Genomic DNA, 16,323 nt, shown 5'->3' on the forward strand with positions numbered 1-16,323 from the left:
GGAGGACCAGGGAAATGCAGGACAAGATCAAGCCAGTCACCAGCACCGGGATCAAGCGCGCGATCGAGACACGGGACGGTCGGACTCTCGCCAGCTTCTACGCCGATCACGCCGTGGCGCGCATCGTCGACCGCAACAATCCCCCCAGCCGACCGCGCGAGATCAAGGGACGGGCCGCGATCGGCGCGTTCTGGGACGATATCTGCGGACGGGCTATGACGCACCGTGTGGAAGTCACCATCGCTGAGGACGACCAGATGGCCTTCACCCAAGCCTGCGCCTATCCGGACGGGGCAAAGGTCTTGTGCATGTCGGTGGTCCGACTGGAGAACGGACTGATCGCCGACCAGACCATCGTCCAGGCCTGGGACGAATAGCGCCGCGCGGACCTTCGTCATTTCGCGAAGAGACCGCGCTGGGCTTCGGCCCGGCCGGCCGCAAGCCGTCCCGCCAAGCGAGATAGGGAGCAAAATCATGACCGCATTCAACGCTGTACGTTTTCGGGTCAAGCCGGGTCGAGAGCAGGACTTCCTTGATGCCCACAAGATGGTCGGGTCCCACTGGCCCAACCTACGGCACGCCAACATCATCAAGACCGGGGAACGCACTTATTGCATCATTGCTGAATGGACCGATATGGCGGCGCTAGACGCTGCGCGAGCGACTATGATAGCGACGCTCGATGCCTTCCGCGACACGCTCGAAGACCTTGGCAGTGGCCTTGGCCTCACTGACCCAGTATCGGGCGAGGTCGTACTGGCGCTTAAATAGCCGCGCTGTTTCCCCACATCTAGGGGTTTTGCTCGGCAGGCTTGATAGCCTGTTAGTACGGGCGGAGGCGCTTAAGGTGCTGTCTCGCATGCCTACCAGGGGCCAGAACAAGATTTGCTCCGCCAGACACGCTAAGCGAATTATTCAAGTATTTCGGCTGATTGAGTGGATCAAGCGTTTCTGGTTATCGTGTCTGAGGAAGCAAATTTTGTTCCGACCCCATGGCGGTTACTGGTCGACAGGGGATTATTCATAACAGGCGTTATGCGAATCCCCCTGCCCGGCTGTGAATATGTCATAGATTTACGGCGCCGCTGCCTGCCCAAATCAGCTTTTTTTCCTGAAGCGCGCCAGAATCAGACTGGTACCGGTTTCAGCTCGTTTGACACACCGAAGTAAAGCAATTCTCTGGCTACGATAGATGATGCACCTTCGGCATACCGAATACTGGTGTAGGTATGCCCTCCATACGGGCTTTCAACTGCAAGGCCAAATATTGTGAGTAGTGGCGAGACTGATGCAGGTTACCGCCATGGAACCAAAGCGAATCCTGTCGAGTCGGTTTCCACATGTTACGCGGCTCGCCTTCCCAGGGGCCTGGGTCCTTGGTGGTGCCCGACCCCAGGCCCCAGACTTTCCCTACGGTATCGGCGACCTCTTGCGAGATCAACCGGGCGGCCCAGCCGTTCATCGAGCCATAGCCAGTGGCATAGACGATGAGATCGGCCCGCAGTTCCTCACCGCTGCTCAAGACGACACCATCTGGAGTGATCTCCCGAATGGCCCCGCTTCTGAGCTTGACGTCCCCGTTGGCGATGAGCTCTGAAGCGCCGACGTCGATATAATAACCTGAGCCACGTCGCATATATTTGAGGAAAAGGCCGGATTCATCGTCGCCAAAATCGAGCATGAAGCCCACTTTCTCAAGACGCGCCAGGAGATCCGCATCGGCCGCCTTGATTGCGGCAGTCACAGGCCTAAAAATCTCAGGCATCAACTTATAGGGCATCGAAGCATTGAGGAGATCGGCTTTCTCGGTCGTGATGCCCTGGTCGAGCGCCTCCTCCGAGTAGAGCCGGCTGGTGCCAAACTTGAACAGAGTGTTGATTTCCGTTGAGAAGTGACCCGGGATTTCCATTGAGAACTGACCCGCCCCGATGATGTTTGTGTGTCAGGCTGAGGTCAAGTTTCGTGCCTTCTCCTTTGCTGGCTTTGGACTTTTCGCAGAGCTGTTTTTGAAGCGGAAGCTGTCGTTTCCGGTCTCCAGGATATGGCAGTGATGGGTGAGGCGATCGAGGAGCGCAGTGGTCATCTTGGCATCGCCGAAGACGGAAGCCCATTCGCTGAACCCGAGATTGGTGGTGATGACAACGCTGGTGCGCTCATAGAGTTTGGAGAGCAGGTGGAAGAGCAACGCGCCACCCGAGGCACTGAAGGGCAGGTATCCTAATTCGTCGAGGATAACGAGGTCGGAGTGGACGAGGCGACCGGCAATCTGACCGGCCTTTCCCTGGAGCTTTTCCTGCTCGAGAGCATTGACGAGTTCGACGGTTGAGAAGAAGCGAACGCGTTTATGATGATGTTCGATCGCCTGAACGCCGAGTGCGGTGGCGATGTGGGTCTTGCCCGTACCGGGGCCGCCGATCAGGACGATATTATGAGCGTCCTCGAGGAACTCACAGCGATGGAGCTGGCGCACGAGAGCCTCGTTGACCTCGCTGGAAGTAAAGTCAAAGCCGCTGAGGTCTCGGTAGGCTGGAAAGCGGGCGATTTTGAGCTGATAGGCCGTTGATCGAACTTCGCGTTCGGCTGTCTCGGCCTTGAGGAGTTGCGCCAGGATCGGCATGGCGGCCTCGAAGGCCGGGGAGCCCTGTTCGGTCAATTCGCCGATGGCCTGGGCCATGCCGTGCATCTTGAGGCTGCGCAGCATGATGACGAGAGCGCCGCTTGCCGGATTATGACGCATGGCGAGCCTCCCGGCGCAGGGCCTCATAACGTTCGACATTGGCCTTGGGCTCAGTGGTCAGAACCAGAGCCTGGGGAGCGTCCACGGTTGGTGGGGTGATCGGCTTGCCGTCGATCAGGCGATGCAGCAGGTTGAGGATATGGGTCTTGGTCGGAACACCTGCACTCAATGCCAGTTCGACGGCCGTCAGCACGACCTGTTCGTCATGCTGAAGCACGAGCCCCAGGATCTCGACCATCTCGCGGTCGCCGCCTGGCGTTTTGAGCAAGCGGTGTTGCAACGATCGGAAGGCATCCGGCAAATCGGCAAAGGGGGCACCGTTGCGCAGGGCTCCTGGTTTGCGCTGGATGACCGCCAGATAATGGCGCCAATCATAGATCGTCTGGCCCTGTTGGGAATGGGACCGGACAAAGACCCGCCGATGCTCGCAGATAGCCTGGCCCTCGGCTGCGACGACGATGCGGTCTGGATAGAGCCTGACGCTGACCGGTCGATTGGCGAAGGAAGCTGGAACGCTGTAGCGGTTACGTTCCAGATGGATCAGGCAGGTCGGTGAGACGCGCTTGGTGTATTCGACAAAACCATCGAAGGGGCGTTGGACCGGCATCAGATGACGGATCTCCTCGTTCCAGACATCGGCGACGGTTCCGGATTGGACGCCGTGCGGGGTCAAGGACCATAGGTCCCGGCAGCGTGTCTCAAGCCAGTCGTTCAGCGCCTCCAGGGACGGGACGTTCGGCATGGGCTGCCACAGCCGATGCCGGGCATCCTGGACGTTCTTCTCGATCTGTCCCTTCTCCCAACCTGAGGCGGGATTGCAGAACTCGGCCTCGAACAAGAAGTGGCTGACCATTGCCGAGAAGCGGATGTTGACCTGGCGATCCTTGCCACGGCCGACTTTGTCGACCGCCGTGCGCATGTTGTCGTAAATCCCTCGGCGCGGCACGCCGCCCAGGACACGGAAGGCGTGATTGTGGGCATCGAACAGCATCTCGTGGCTTTGCTGGAGATAGGCCCGCAGCGTGAAGGCGCGGCTGCACGACAGCTTGAAGTGGGCAACCTGCAGCTTGGTTCGCTCGCCGCCGATGATGGCCCAGTCTTCGGACCAGTCGAACTGGAACGCCTCGCCCGACACGAAGGCCAGCGGCACGAAGGTGCCACGACCGCTGGTGCGCTGCTCATGCTGGCGGGCTGCCTTCCATTCGCGCGCGAAGGCCGCCACCCGATTGTAGGAGCCTCCGTAACCAAGGACTGTCAGATCGGCATGCAACTGTTTGATCGTGCGCTTGTGCTTGCGGCTCTTGCCGGCTTCCACCCGCAGCATCGCCGACAGCTTGTCCACATAAGGATCAAGCTTGCTGGGCCGATCGGGAACAGCGAACCGAGGCTCAATCCGCTCGGCGCGCAAATACTTGCGAACTGTGTTCCTCGATAGCCCAGTGCGTCGGCATATCTCCCGGATCGGCAAATGGTCCCGGTAGTGCCAGCGTCGAATGACGCTCAATAACTCCATGTTGATCACTCCGTCGTCCCCTGCGCTAGCCGCACAGGGGGAGCTTCGAACATGGGTCAATTCTCGATGGAAAAATCCCCTCCGACTGGGTCACTTCTCAGTGGAAATCAACATGCTGCCCAAGATGTCCAGGCGGCTATCAACGCCGCGGCCGGCAATCTGCCGAAGAACCTTCCGAGCCCACCAACCTATGAGAAGACCAATCCGGCAGATTTCACCCTTCTGACGCTGGCCCTATCCTCTGATCTTGTTCCGCTCACTGAGCTAGATCACTACGCTGAGGACTTTATCGCCCAGCAGCTCTCTCAGATAACGGGCGTGGGTCTGGTGGACTTCCACGGTCCGCAGCGCCCCTCTGTGCGGGTGCGCCTCGATCCGGACCGGCTGGCGGCCCGCGGGCTCACCCTTGAGGACATCAGAAGCATCATCGGTTCCCAGACCGTCAACGCCCCAAAGGGCTCCCTGAATGGCGCTGATCGCGCGGTCGTCCTCGACGCGACCGACCAGATCATCGACGTGCGATCCTACCAGTCGATGGTCGTCGCTTATCGGAACGGGGCGCCGATCCGGCTGCAGGACTTAGGCACCATTGTCACCGGGCCGCTCGATTCTCACCAGGCTGCGTGGCTCCAATCCCGGCACGCCGTAATGATCGATATCCATAAGCAACCGGGCTACAACGTCGTGGAAACGATCCAACGCATCAAAGACCGGCTGCCGGCGCTCGAGGCAGGGTTACCCGCCGCGGCGACTCTTGCTGTGGTCGGTGACCGTACTCAGACGATCCATGCGTCGGTAAATGATGTTCAGATCACCATGCTGATCACCATCGCTCTTGTCGTGCTTGTGATCTTTGCGTTCTTGAGGAACCTTTGGGCGACCCTCATACCGAGCATTACTATCCCTCTGTCTCTGCTCGGCACCTTCTGTGCGATGTACCTGCTCGGAGACAGCCTCGACAACCTATCGCTGATGGGGCTAACGATTGCGGCCGGTTTCGTCGTCGACGATGCCATCGTGGTGATCGAAAACATCATTCGCCATGTCGAAGCTGGAAAACCCAAACTCCAGGCAGCGATTGACGGCTCGCGTGAGGTTGGCTTCACAATCATCTCTATGACCGTGTCCCTCATCGCGGTGTTCATCCCCATCCTGCTGATGAGCGGCATTGTCGGTCGCCTGTTCCGAGAATTCGCGGTCACAGTCAGCGTCGCCATCCTGATGTCGGGACTAGTCTCTCTTACCGTCACGCCGATGCTCTGCGGGTGGTTGATCCATCATGAGCACAACCAGCCGCATGGCCGACTTTATCGTTGGTCGGAGCGTGCCTTCGACGCGGTCGCCCGGGGCTACGGCGCCTGTCTCGATGTCGTGCTGCACTTCCGCTTCATCACCTTGATGGTGACATTGCTGACCCTGGCCACGACGCTCTGGCTTTATACGCAGGTGCCAAAGGGTTTCCTGCCGCAACAAGATACTGGCTTCATTCAGGGCCGGGCGCAGGCCGCCACCGACATCTCCTTCAGCGCTATGTCGGCGAAGATGCAGCGGCTTGGCAAGATTATCATGGCCGATCCCGAAGTCGACAATGTCGCCTATTGGATCAATCCAAGCCCCTCCTCGGCTGTGGGGCAGCTGCAGATCAATCTCAAGCAATTCAGTGAGCGCAAATCGACAGCGGCCCAGGTGATGGCCCGTGTGAAGAAGGCAACGGCTGGTATTGAGGGCCTGACGCTCGGTATGCAGGTAAGGCAAGATATCCAGGTCGGTGGGCGTCCCTCTGCAGCGCAATATCAGTATACACTGCAGGATGGCGACACGACTGAATTGGCGAAATGGTCGGACGCCATGCAAAAAGCCATGTCGAAGCTCCCGCAGATCCAGGACGTAACGTCCGACCTGCAAGCGGCAGCCACCAGCGCCACGTTGCTCATCGACCGGGCAACGGCCTCGCGGCTGGGCGTGAGCGTGCAGGCGATCGATGACGTGATCTACGACGCCTTTGGCCAGCGGCAAGTGGCAACCCTGTTCACGCAGGTCAGCCAATATCATGTCGTCGAGGAACTCGAACCGTCCTTCCAATTCTCGACGGGCGCCCTGGATCATCTCTTCGTGCGCTCTGCCACCACCGGGACTTTGGTGCCGCTCCGCATGCTGGCGTCCGTCAAGAACGGGGTTAAGCCCGTCACAATCAACCACCAGGGATCCCTCCCGGCGACAACACTGTCCTTCAACCTAACACCGGGTACCTCGCTCGGCATGGCTGTCAACGCCGTACATGCTACCGAGTTGCAGGTCGGCATGCCGATCACGGTGGCAACCACGTTCCAGGGCACTGCACAGGCCTTTCAAGACTCGCTAAGCAGCCAGCCTTGGCTGATCCTGGCGGCCGTGATCGCCGTCTACATCGTCCTCGGCATTCTGTACGAGAGCGTCATCCATCCCCTGACCATCATTTCGACACTGCCGTCGGCAGGGCTAGGGGCCCTCCTGGCCTTGCTCCTGAGCGGCCAGGATCTCTCGATCATGGGCATGATCGGCATCATCCTACTAATCGGCATCGTCAAGAAGAACGCCATCATGATGATCGATTTCGCTCTGGACGCGGAACGTACCCAAGGCCTCGCGCCGGCTGCGGCCATTCGTCAGGCCTGTCTGCTGCGCTTTCGTCCAATCATGATGACGACTTTCGCTGCGCTCTTCGGAGCGCTGCCGCTGGCTTTGGGGAGCGGCCCAGGCTCTGAACTGCGTGTTCCCTTGGGCATCGCCATCGTGGGCGGGCTGGTGATCTCGCAGGTCCTGACCTTATTCACGACGCCGGTGGTCTACCTCACCTTCGCAGGAGTGGCTTCTCCGCGCCGACAGCAGAGCCAGATATCCATGCCTAGACTTACCCCGGTGCAACAACCAGTCCCGGAGCCTCAGTCCCAGGAGGGAAGAGGGCAGGAGCGGCATGTTAATGCTCTATAGAGAGGAGCTTTGAGCAATCAGGCTTGTCTACTGCTTGCAATACGGACCCTATACTTGAGGATTGCAACCAACACTTAGGGTCATGGAGGACATAGCGCAGCGCCGCGATGTCGTCTCACATGTGTGCGCGCAAAATCAAATTTCGGTCCTGGAAGAGGCTCCAGAGCAGTGTCGTGCCTTCGCACATCGAGGTTCGGGTGGCTGAAACTTTCGAGCAAGGCAATGTTGAGATCGGTCGCAACAACGCCGCCGAACGGCCCCACTCGCTTACAGAGCCAAGTTGCCACTTAAACACCACCGGCGCCGATCGCGAGGCATCTTGACGCTTCTCCAACGCCGAGTGACGCCAACCTTCGCCGCGTCATAGGATCCAGCAATTGGTCACGGAATGCCAATCGACGCTTGGCCCGGTCCCAGGAGTTATCCGTGACTCGGCGCCACCATTCAATTGCCACGGGTGTTATCATGATCCCTCGTCGTGACGGCGGTGAGAAGCATAATGCGAGGTGCACTGCCACCTTCCGAGGCAGAGCGCGTGGCCATAAGCCCCGTTATGCGAATTACCCTGAGACGCGAACGTTGGGGCGAACGTGAGATGGCAGCAGCTCACACTGACAACTGTGAAGATCGCCAAGACCGCGGCAAATCCGTACTTGGGGTACGCCTCTGAACGATATATGGCCGAACCACTGTTCACCTTCTGCAAATCGCCCATGACTCAAAAGCCAGAAAATTTTGTCACCCGGCATTTGCAAAAAATGTCGCAAGTACAGCGGATAACCCGTCCTTCGATTGCCGCACCGCGAATGTGCGCTTGCGGCGCCTAATGTCGCGCCTGCGCAGAACCTTGGTGTCGGCAGGTTGCAACGTGAACGGAGCTGACAATGCAGTATGTGTGTTTGGTTTATGCAGAGGACGATGCCTTCCGGACGTTGGGACCGGCGGGACAAAAGATATTGGACGCCGACTCTCTAGCCTATGATCAGGAACTTGAGCGCCTTGGACATCTGGTGCTTGCCCACGCTTTGCGTTCCGAACGCGACAGCAAAGTGGTGCGTCGGCGCCAGAAGAAGAAACTGGTGATCGATGGTCCATTTGCTGAGACCAAGGAGCAATTGGTCGGCTTCATCGTTATCGAAGCAACGGGGATGGACGAAGCCGTTGCGATCGCCGGAGATATTCCAATGGCCGGCATTGGCACGATCGTAGTGCGAGAAACTTTAAACTTCGCCTGACTATCACGCAGTCACTGATCAATCGCCGTCGAGCTCCTCGGCAAGGATTGAGCAAGCGGCTGCACCCTGGCCTGTCGGGGAGGCATACAGGAAATTCCAGGTCCGGATCGCATGGAAGGCATAGCAAGGTGGACATGGCACGAACGGGTACGCATAAGGGAATGCGGCATTGTCAACTTAACCAGTCCCGTAAAGAAACTTGGCAAGACCCGCGCGCCAATTGCCAGCGATGTTAACGCGCGTCGTTCTGGAACCTCGAAATAATCGGCGGGTTGTCAAGCAAGGTAGCTTCGCACCTCTTGCTCGGTGAGCGCTTCAGGCTGCTGCACGTTGCCAGCGATAATCTCGGCGTTTCCGGTTTCGCTCGCACGCAAAATGGCGTGCAGGACTTCAAGCACGTGGAGAGCCAATTCGCCCGATGCCCGCGGCTTGCGACCCTGGGCAATCGCCCGGGCCATGTCGGCTAAACCAAGCATCCGATAATTGGCGCGATTGGGCGATTCAATCGGCCAATTGAACTGGCCGAGAAGTTCGCCAGCCGTGTGACTTTCCTGCCATTCCATGCCCTGATCCGACAGTGCGACGATCCCACCAAATGTGTCAGGGTCCGGCAGCCGCAGGGAGCCTTGCGTGCCGTGCAACTCAATTGGCTCATTCGAATGTCGAAATACGTCCCATGAAGCGCCGAGGGTGACGAGCGCACCGTTTTGGAACTCGAGTAACGAAAGCACCGAGGTCTCCGTGTCAACGGCAATTGGCGAACCATTCATAGGGCCCTCAGCCTTGACGGTACGAGAATCGCGACCTTTCTTCGCCATTCCCAGCACTCGGCGCACGGGGCCCATTAGGTTGACCAGCATGGTAAGATAATATGGCCCCATATCCAGGAGCGGGCCACCGCCGCGCTGGAAATGAAAATATGGGTTGGGATGGTGATATTCGGGACCGGGCGACATGACATAGGCGGTTCCCAGCACGATTTTGCCGATGACGCCGACGTCAATTTGGCGACGTAGCAATCTTCCGGCCGGGCCCAGGAACGTATCAGGAGCGCATCCGAGTGCGAGCCCCTTCGCATTCGCAATCTCGACCAACGCGCGGCCCTGATCAAGCGTAAAGCACAGCGGCTTTTCCGTGTAGACGTGTTTTCCGGCCTCAAGAGCTCGCATCGAAATTTCAAAATGCGCCGCCGGGATGGTGAGGTTGAGCACCGCATCAATATTGGCGTCGCGCAGGAGAGTGTCGACATCGAAGGCGCGCAAGCCGAACTGGTCTGCGCGCTGCCTTGCGAAATCAGCATTCACATCGGCACATGCGGTGATTTCCACTTCGCGAAAGAGGGGAGCGTTGCGCAGATACTGCAGAGAGACGTTGCCGCTTCCGATAATGCCGATTCTGAATTTCATTATTGCTACCTACAAGAGCGCGGACCACCAAGTGGGACCACCAGTTTGTGCGCAGAAAAGGATGATCGAAGCGCGTAGCCACTAAAACCCCATGGTTCGCAGGGTCTCGCGGTTTATCCGCACGGCTGCCGCAGGATCACCGCCCGCCTCGTTTGATTCTTCCTCGACAACGATCCAGCCGTTGAAATGGGGCGCATCCCGGACGGAGCCGATTGTCGACGGCACATCGCACTCGCCTGCGCCGAGCATGGCCCAATTGCCGCCGGAGTCGACGTCCTTGAGATGCACGTAGCGAATGCGGTCCTTGAAAGCCGCGAGGGTATCGGCGAGGTCCTGACCGCCGCGAAGGATATGGCCTGTATCGGGCACCCAGCCCACGCCAGGGTCCAGACGCGCGAATATGTCGTCATAATCCTCACGCGTGAAGAGCAGCGTTCTGTGGTGCGAGGAGGGGTGAATGGCGACGGAGACGCCTGCCTCTTTCCCCAGATCCCATGTGCGATTGTAGCATTCGGCAGCAACGTCGAACATCTCGTCGCGGGGGCGATCGCTGACCGCCGTCGCCGAGCCGAGGGAGACCAAGGTCCCGGGAAAATGGGCGGCGAAATCGATACTCTGCTTGGCAAAGTCGAGGTCTGACGCCACCTTCTCTCGCTGCGTAAATCCGCTACTCGAGCCAATAGCAAATGATACGAAGGCCAGGCCTTCATCTTTCAGCAACTCGGCGAATGCAACCGGTCGTGCGCCATAGTCGCCGATCATCCGATCGGTGATCTCCAGGCCATCGTACCCGCCGGCTGCGATGGCACGTACAAGATCTCGGGCATCGCCAGTCCAGCCCTTGCCGAGCATTTCCCATGTGAAAGTCTGGCAACCAATCCGCAATTCTGATCTGGGCATGCAAGTATCCTGACTAGTCCACGCCAGCCTTGCTGCGCCGACCGCAAGCACTGGCATCTTGAGATGTAAGGAAGGAGCGAGCCTGGCGGCTCGGTTCAAAGGCTTTCGAGACGGCGTCCGCTCGCAGCGTCAAAAAGATTGACGCTTTCAAGTTGCGGCGTGACGCGAATTGAATTTCCCGGCTGCAATTTCACGCGTTCGCGAAAGGTCGACACGATCTCGGTCTTGCTCGCTCGTGAAAGGATTTGCGTCTCGGATCCCGTTGGCTCGACGACTTCGACTTCGGCAAGAAGTCCCCCGTCGGATATGATATCGAAATGCTCGGGGCGAATCCCGTACACGATCTGCTGCCCATCTTGCACCGAGAATTGCGGAGGAAGTGGCAGCTCTAGTCCGTCTTCCGTGTGGACCAGATTGGACGCTTTGGATACCTTGCCCTTGATGAAATTCATTGCAGGTGAGCCGATAAAGCCCGCTACAAAGAGATTATCCGGCTGATCATAGACGGCAAGGGGCGTGCCGACTTGCTCGATTTTACCCGCATTCATGACCACAATTTTGTCGGCCATGGTCATGGCCTCGACCTGGTCGTGGGTCACGTAGACGGTGGTTGTTTTCAGCTTTAGATGTAGCGCACGGATCTCCGTGCGCATCTGGACGCGAAGCTTCGCATCAAGGTTGGACAGGGGCTCGTCGAAAAGAAAAACTTTGGGGTTCCTGACGATCGCTCGCCCCATGGCGACGCGTTGGCGCTGCCCTCCGGAAAGCTCCCGCGGATAGCGTGCGAGCAGCTTTTGCAGGTCCAGGATTTCAGCAGCGCGGGCCACCCGCTGGTCGATTTCCGATTTCGGGCGCTTCATCAGCCTGAGGGCAAAGCTCATATTCTGAGCGACTGTCATGTGCGGATAGAGCGCATAGCTTTGGAATACCATGGCAATATCACGCTCCTTCGGCGTGGCATCGTTGACGACATCGCTATCGATGGCGATTTCGCCAGTGGTGATCTCCTCTAGGCCGGCGATCATTCTCAGAAGCGTCGATTTTCCGCATCCGGATGGGCCGACGAGAACAGCGAACTCTCCGTCTTCAATCTCGACCGAGAGTCCTGGAATTATCTCAAGGTGCCCGTAGGATTTGCTGACATCCCTGATCGAAACATTCGCCATATTGGCCTCTTGTTGTTCTGCAGCGCCTAGCGCATTTTACTGATCTTGCCTGAATTGGCTCATGAAACTCTTCCGCGGGTAAATATCCGGCAGCCTTGGAATCACATCAGGCCTTCACGGAGCCCGCCGTCATTCCGACCAGGAAGTAGCGCTGAGCGAACAAATAAAGAGCGAGCAAAGGGAGCGAACCGAGCACACTCATGGCCATCATCTCGCTCCATTCGAATGCATGCTGCCCCATTAGAAGCTGAATGCCGACGGGCACGGTTCGCAGCTCGTTCGACTTCGTCAAAGTTAGCGCGAAGAGGAACTCGTTCCAGGCAAGCAGGAAGGAATAGACTGCCGTGGCGACGATCCCTGGCAGCGAGATCGGCACGATAACCCGCCAAAGCGCCGTCCAACTCGTCCCGCCGTCGACTCGCACCGCTTCATCCAGCTCTCGGGGGAGCGTATTGAAGTACCCCGTCATGAGCAGAACAGCATAGGGCAGCGTGAAGACGAGATAGGTGACGATGAGCGCCCAGTATGTGTTGAACATGCCGAGCGTAACCACCATACCGAAATAGGGGATGACTAGAGTGATCGGCGGTACGGTCTGCGTGCTGATGATCAGGATGTTGAACAGGTTTTTGCCAGGATAGCGAAAGCGGCTGAAACTGTAGGCCGTGATGATAGAGATCAGCACTGTCAATGCCGTGACGACGCCGGCCACGAGGTAGCTGTTGATGAAATAGCGCAGCTTGGCCGGGGTTTCGAAAATCGTCACATAGGCGTCCAATGTGAACGTCTTCGGGATGATGGTCGGTGGGATCGCAAATATTTCAAGGTTTGGTTTAAATGAACAGGAGATCATCCACAGAATAGGAAAGCCCGCAAAAATCAAACCAACGATCAGCCCCAAATAGGTCAGTACGGTCGCTCTGATTTTCCTGGTGCGTCGCTTCATGACTGTGATCTCCTCAGCGAAGCTTCTGATGCTTGATGTAGAAATATGTAATGCTGACAGAGATGAGAAGAATTGTAATTGCACTCGCGGACGCCAAAGAAAATTGGTACCTCGTAAACGCAAGTTTATATGTATAGGTACTCAACATTTCTGTTGAAAAAATCGGGCCGCCACCAGTAGTCATCCAAATTAGAGGAAATACCTGGGAGGTCCAGATTAGATCCAATAGGGCGATATTGGTCACCACCGGACGGATCTGCGGAATGGTGATGTGCAGGAACTTAGCAAATACATTGGCGCCATCAACTTCACCGGCCTCATAAAGCTCCTTCGGAATACCCTGCAAGGCAGCCAAAATGGTCACCATATAAAGCGGGTAGCCCGCCCAGATATTTACGAAGGTGAGAGCGTGTATCGCTGTGTTGGTCGATGAAAACCATTCGATCTTTGTTGAGATCAGGTGAGCCGCCGAGAGAAGGCTGTTCACGATGCCTTCCGGCTCAAGCATCAGGCGCCAAACCACCGCCACAATGACAGCAGTGAAAAGCCAGGGCAGGATATAGAGAATTCGAAATATGCTGCGGATTGTCGGGTCAATCCGGTCGGAATTAAGCAGCAGAGCGAAGGCCAGGCCGAGCAACAGATGAAAGACAACGCTCATGAGCGTAAAGTAGAGAGTATGGCCCGCAGCCTGCCAAAAAAGGGAATCCTGAATAAGGTTGGCGTAGTTCGTCAGGCCTGCAAAGCTTGGCTGTTTTGTTACGATGGATCCGATTTCGAAGGAGTATCGGATAACGGTTGCGATGGGTACAAGCATCAGGATGCATATGAGGACCGATGCAGGCAGAATATAAAGGTAGGGATCGAGCCGGTTCTTCATCCTCAGCCATGTTCTCCGTCGCCGCAGAGTGGGCCGCTGAGGCTGGGAGAGCTTAAGGTTTTCGGCGTTCGCATTCATTGAGATGACCAACTCCGATTGCAGAACGTTGGACGAAGACTGGGCGGCCACGGACCCGCGACGCAGTAAGGAGCCCACGTCGCGGCGTTTGAGGCAAGCTGGTTCAGAAGTTGGGGACCCAAGCCTTCTGCGCCGCCGCGGCAGCGTCCGCGGGCGACTCCTGTCCCGCGAGCATCTTCTGAAGCTCTGTGTCGAGGCTCCTCATGAGTTCATCCGCGACAGGCAGGCCCGTAAACTCGTTCACAAGATGGCCTGTCTTGAAGATCTCGAACGCCTTCTTGAACATCGGATCCGAGTCGACGAAGTTGGGCTTGGCGTTGACATTGCCCGGGAATGCGTTGGCGAGCGAAACGAGCTTGCCGTTGACTTCCGGACTCATCAGGTACGAGACGAGCTTCCAAGCCTCTTCCTTGTGCTGGCTGCTGTCGGAAATGCCGACGCCCCACGCGGCATACGGAATGCCTCTTGGACCATTATAGCCATCGACCGCCGGCAAGGCACCCAGATCGAAAGTCAGCTGTGGATTGCGCTGCCGGATCAGGGTCACATGGGCAAGACTGTCGATCATCATGCCGACGCGGCCGTTGACGAATTCCTCGACCTTGTCTTGCTCCACTTTGGAAGCCGTGCCAGGCGAAACGACGCCGGCATCGTTGAGAGACTTCACAAAGTCGAAGGCTCCCACGACATCAGGATTTGTCAGATCGGGCTTCCCGTCCTTCATCATGCTCTTGCCGGAAGCCCAGGCCCAAGACATGACGTCGTTTTTCACCCCCCAGGGCGTTTGCATCGACAGGGGGATGACCCAGCCATACTGATTTTTGGTTGCGTCTGTCAGCTTCTTGGCTGCATCCGCGAACTCGGTGCGCGTCGTCGGGATGGCGCTGACGCCGGCAGCCTTGGCGAGGGTTTGGTTGATGTAGGTCACATAGATGAAGGACGCGACCGGGAACATCACGCTCTTCCCGTCGACTTTGACGATGTCGGCAAGTTGTGCGGGATCGAAATTATTCTTCTGCATCATGGGCGCCATGTCGGCGAGCGCGCCCTGCTTGGTTAGGCCGTTGACCCAATCGCCATCCAGCCCAAGCACATCGCTCAAGGTTCCCGAGGTAGCTCCGATGACAGTTTGATCCTTGGTGTTTGCGTAGGGCGCGCTGATGAGCGTCACCTTGATGCCGGGATTGGCCTTCTCGAAGTCGTCCATGATGGCGCGCAGAGCGCCTTTCGGCAGCTCGGGTTCCCACCACTGACTGAATTCGATGGTCGTGTCGGCAAGGGCCGACGTCACAAACATTAAAGTGCCCGCGACCGCGCACGCGAAGCTCGCTAACCTACGCATAATATTCTCCTCCCAATGATTCAGATTGAGGCACGAGTCGACGCTGCGTGCCTTTGTTTACCGTTTAGAGGCAACTTCCATGTCTTCGTCTCAAATACCTCCTCATCGTGATGGCCCAGGACACGAAAAGTAAGCGTTTATTTGATGACTCCAAACTCAACCATGTCCAACTTAATGGTATGCATAATAATTCTTGCGTGGCAGGAATTGCTTCGATTTTCAGTTCGGAAGTATTCACACCAGTAAGAAACATACGCTTGAGGTGCCGCGGTTTCGTCGCTTACCTCTGAACCGTGCCACATCCCGGAGGGTCGTCATGTCCGCGCGCGGTTCAACTCTTTGCCTTCATAATTGCTGCCTCTGCATCCAAGCCATCATGAATGACCGCCTTGAATGCTCGGCCGGCCATGGTCGTATCGCCGTGTCCCCAAAGATTGCGCCCGACCACTGCACCTTTGGCGCCTGCCCGCAGCGCCTCGGCGGTCTGGACCAAAGCTTCCTGCAGGTTCTCGGTTTTCGGACCGCCAGCTATAACGATGGGCACTGGGCACGAGGCGATCGTCTCGCGGAATGAGGCAAAGTCGCCTGTGTAGCCCACCTTGATGACATCAACGCCGGTTTCCAACCCGATACGCACCGCATAGGCAATCTCGTCGGGGGTGAAAACGATCTTGGCGCCGTCGGTAAAATCGCGTGGGTAGATGTGGGCAATGATCGGCATCTCGTAGCGCGCCGCGGCCGAAACGGAATCCGTGAGCCAGCGTATGTAATGACCTTCAGTAGTGCCGCGCACCGGGATGGCAACAGCAAGTGCATCGGCCCCATAGCGCACGGCGTCCTCGGGTGTCGCAATCAGCTGGCTTATGCGATCATCAGCCGTGAAGCATCCCCCTTGAATGATAAGCCCGGCCTTGCCGGCATATTGGGGCCACAGATGCCTTGCAGCGCCCGGCTGTATGCTCACCGAATTGGGTTGAGCCAGCATAACCCGCTCGAGCGCCGCGGGGAGGTCCGCAAGGCCGCCCTGCCTGACGTTGCCATAGCCGACGAAGTGGTCCACGGCGGCACCGAACAGATTGCCGGACGGGTGCGCGAACAGGCGAGACAGACGAATTGAGGTGCCGAGACCCATCGAATGACCTTTTTTGAA

13 protein-coding genes and 1 pseudogene are annotated in these 16,323 nt (G+C 57.7%); 4 read left to right on the forward strand and 10 right to left on the reverse strand.

Annotated features, from left to right (window positions below):
* Window positions 1-14 precede the first annotated feature (14 nt).
* Window positions 15-377, forward strand: coding sequence for a nuclear transport factor 2 family protein (locus tag ACMDCR_RS24040; RefSeq protein WP_413989050.1), 363 nt, complete (start codon window positions 15-17; stop codon window positions 375-377).
* A 97-nt stretch (window positions 378-474) separates the two neighbouring features.
* Window positions 475-771, forward strand: a complete 297-nt coding sequence (locus tag ACMDCR_RS24045; RefSeq protein WP_413989051.1) for a putative quinol monooxygenase — start codon at window positions 475-477, stop codon at window positions 769-771.
* A gap of 412 nt (window positions 772-1,183) precedes the next feature.
* On the opposite strand, the pseudogene ACMDCR_RS24050 reads toward ACMDCR_RS24045, so the two are convergent.
* The 3 genes and pseudogenes from ACMDCR_RS24050 to istA form a co-directional block, all read right to left on the reverse strand.
* A pseudogene (locus ACMDCR_RS24050) lies at window positions 1,184-1,876 on the reverse strand (NAD(P)/FAD-dependent oxidoreductase); the annotation flags it as partial.
* 66 nt (window positions 1,877-1,942) lie between these two features.
* Window positions 1,943-2,737, reverse strand: a complete 795-nt coding sequence (istB, locus tag ACMDCR_RS24055; protein ID WP_413989052.1) for an IS21-like element helper ATPase IstB — start codon at window positions 2,735-2,737, stop codon at window positions 1,943-1,945.
* Window positions 2,727-4,250 carry an IS21 family transposase gene (gene istA / locus ACMDCR_RS24060; protein ID WP_413989053.1) on the reverse strand — a complete coding sequence of 508 codons (1,524 nt, stop codon included), beginning with the start codon at window positions 4,248-4,250 and terminating at the stop codon, window positions 2,727-2,729. Before istA ends, istB begins: the two co-directional genes overlap by 11 nt.
* A 51-nt stretch (window positions 4,251-4,301) precedes the next feature.
* Between istA and ACMDCR_RS24065 the strand changes: the two genes are divergently transcribed.
* Window positions 4,302-7,220, forward strand: a complete 2,919-nt coding sequence (locus ACMDCR_RS24065) for an efflux RND transporter permease subunit (protein WP_413989054.1) — start codon at window positions 4,302-4,304, stop codon at window positions 7,218-7,220.
* 884 nt (window positions 7,221-8,104) lie between these two features.
* Window positions 8,105-8,455 carry a YciI family protein gene (locus ACMDCR_RS24070; protein ID WP_413989055.1) on the forward strand — a complete coding sequence of 117 codons (351 nt, stop codon included), beginning with the start codon at window positions 8,105-8,107 and terminating at the stop codon, window positions 8,453-8,455.
* Window positions 8,456-8,730: 275 nt separating this feature from the next.
* Here ACMDCR_RS24070 and ACMDCR_RS24075 read toward each other — a convergent pair whose 3' ends face one another.
* The 7 genes from ACMDCR_RS24075 to ACMDCR_RS24105 all read right to left on the reverse strand — a co-directional run bounded on the left by ACMDCR_RS24075 (window position 8,731) and on the right by ACMDCR_RS24105 (window position 16,305).
* Window positions 8,731-9,861 (reverse strand): Gfo/Idh/MocA family protein, encoded by a 1,131-nt coding sequence (locus ACMDCR_RS24075; protein WP_413989056.1) that lies wholly within the window; start codon window positions 9,859-9,861, stop codon window positions 8,731-8,733.
* A gap of 81 nt (window positions 9,862-9,942) precedes the next feature.
* On the reverse strand, window positions 9,943-10,761 hold the full coding sequence (locus tag ACMDCR_RS24080) for a sugar phosphate isomerase/epimerase family protein (protein WP_413993704.1): 819 nt from the start codon (window positions 10,759-10,761) through the stop codon (window positions 9,943-9,945).
* Between the two features lie 95 nt (window positions 10,762-10,856).
* Window positions 10,857-11,927: an ABC transporter ATP-binding protein gene (locus ACMDCR_RS24085; protein WP_413989057.1), complete on the reverse strand. Its 1,071-nt coding sequence runs from the start codon at window positions 11,925-11,927 to the stop codon at window positions 10,857-10,859.
* A gap of 106 nt (window positions 11,928-12,033) precedes the next feature.
* Window positions 12,034-12,873, reverse strand: coding sequence for a carbohydrate ABC transporter permease (locus tag ACMDCR_RS24090; RefSeq protein WP_413989058.1), 840 nt, complete (start codon window positions 12,871-12,873; stop codon window positions 12,034-12,036).
* Window positions 12,874-12,886: 13 nt separating this feature from the next.
* The gene (locus ACMDCR_RS24095; protein WP_413989059.1) at window positions 12,887-13,831 is read right to left on the reverse strand and encodes a carbohydrate ABC transporter permease; all 945 of its coding nucleotides are present in this window, start codon (window positions 13,829-13,831) and stop codon (window positions 12,887-12,889) included.
* A gap of 103 nt (window positions 13,832-13,934) precedes the next feature.
* Window positions 13,935-15,128 carry an ABC transporter substrate-binding protein gene (locus tag ACMDCR_RS24100; protein ID WP_413989060.1) on the reverse strand — a complete coding sequence of 398 codons (1,194 nt, stop codon included), beginning with the start codon at window positions 15,126-15,128 and terminating at the stop codon, window positions 13,935-13,937.
* Window positions 15,129-15,504: 376 nt separating this feature from the next.
* On the reverse strand, window positions 15,505-16,305 hold the full coding sequence (locus ACMDCR_RS24105) for an aldolase (RefSeq protein ID WP_413993705.1): 801 nt from the start codon (window positions 16,303-16,305) through the stop codon (window positions 15,505-15,507).
* Window positions 16,306-16,323 lie beyond the last annotated feature (18 nt).

This window comes from Labrys okinawensis (assembly GCF_047345005.1).
Classification (GTDB): domain Bacteria; phylum Pseudomonadota; class Alphaproteobacteria; order Rhizobiales; family Labraceae; genus Labrys; species Labrys okinawensis.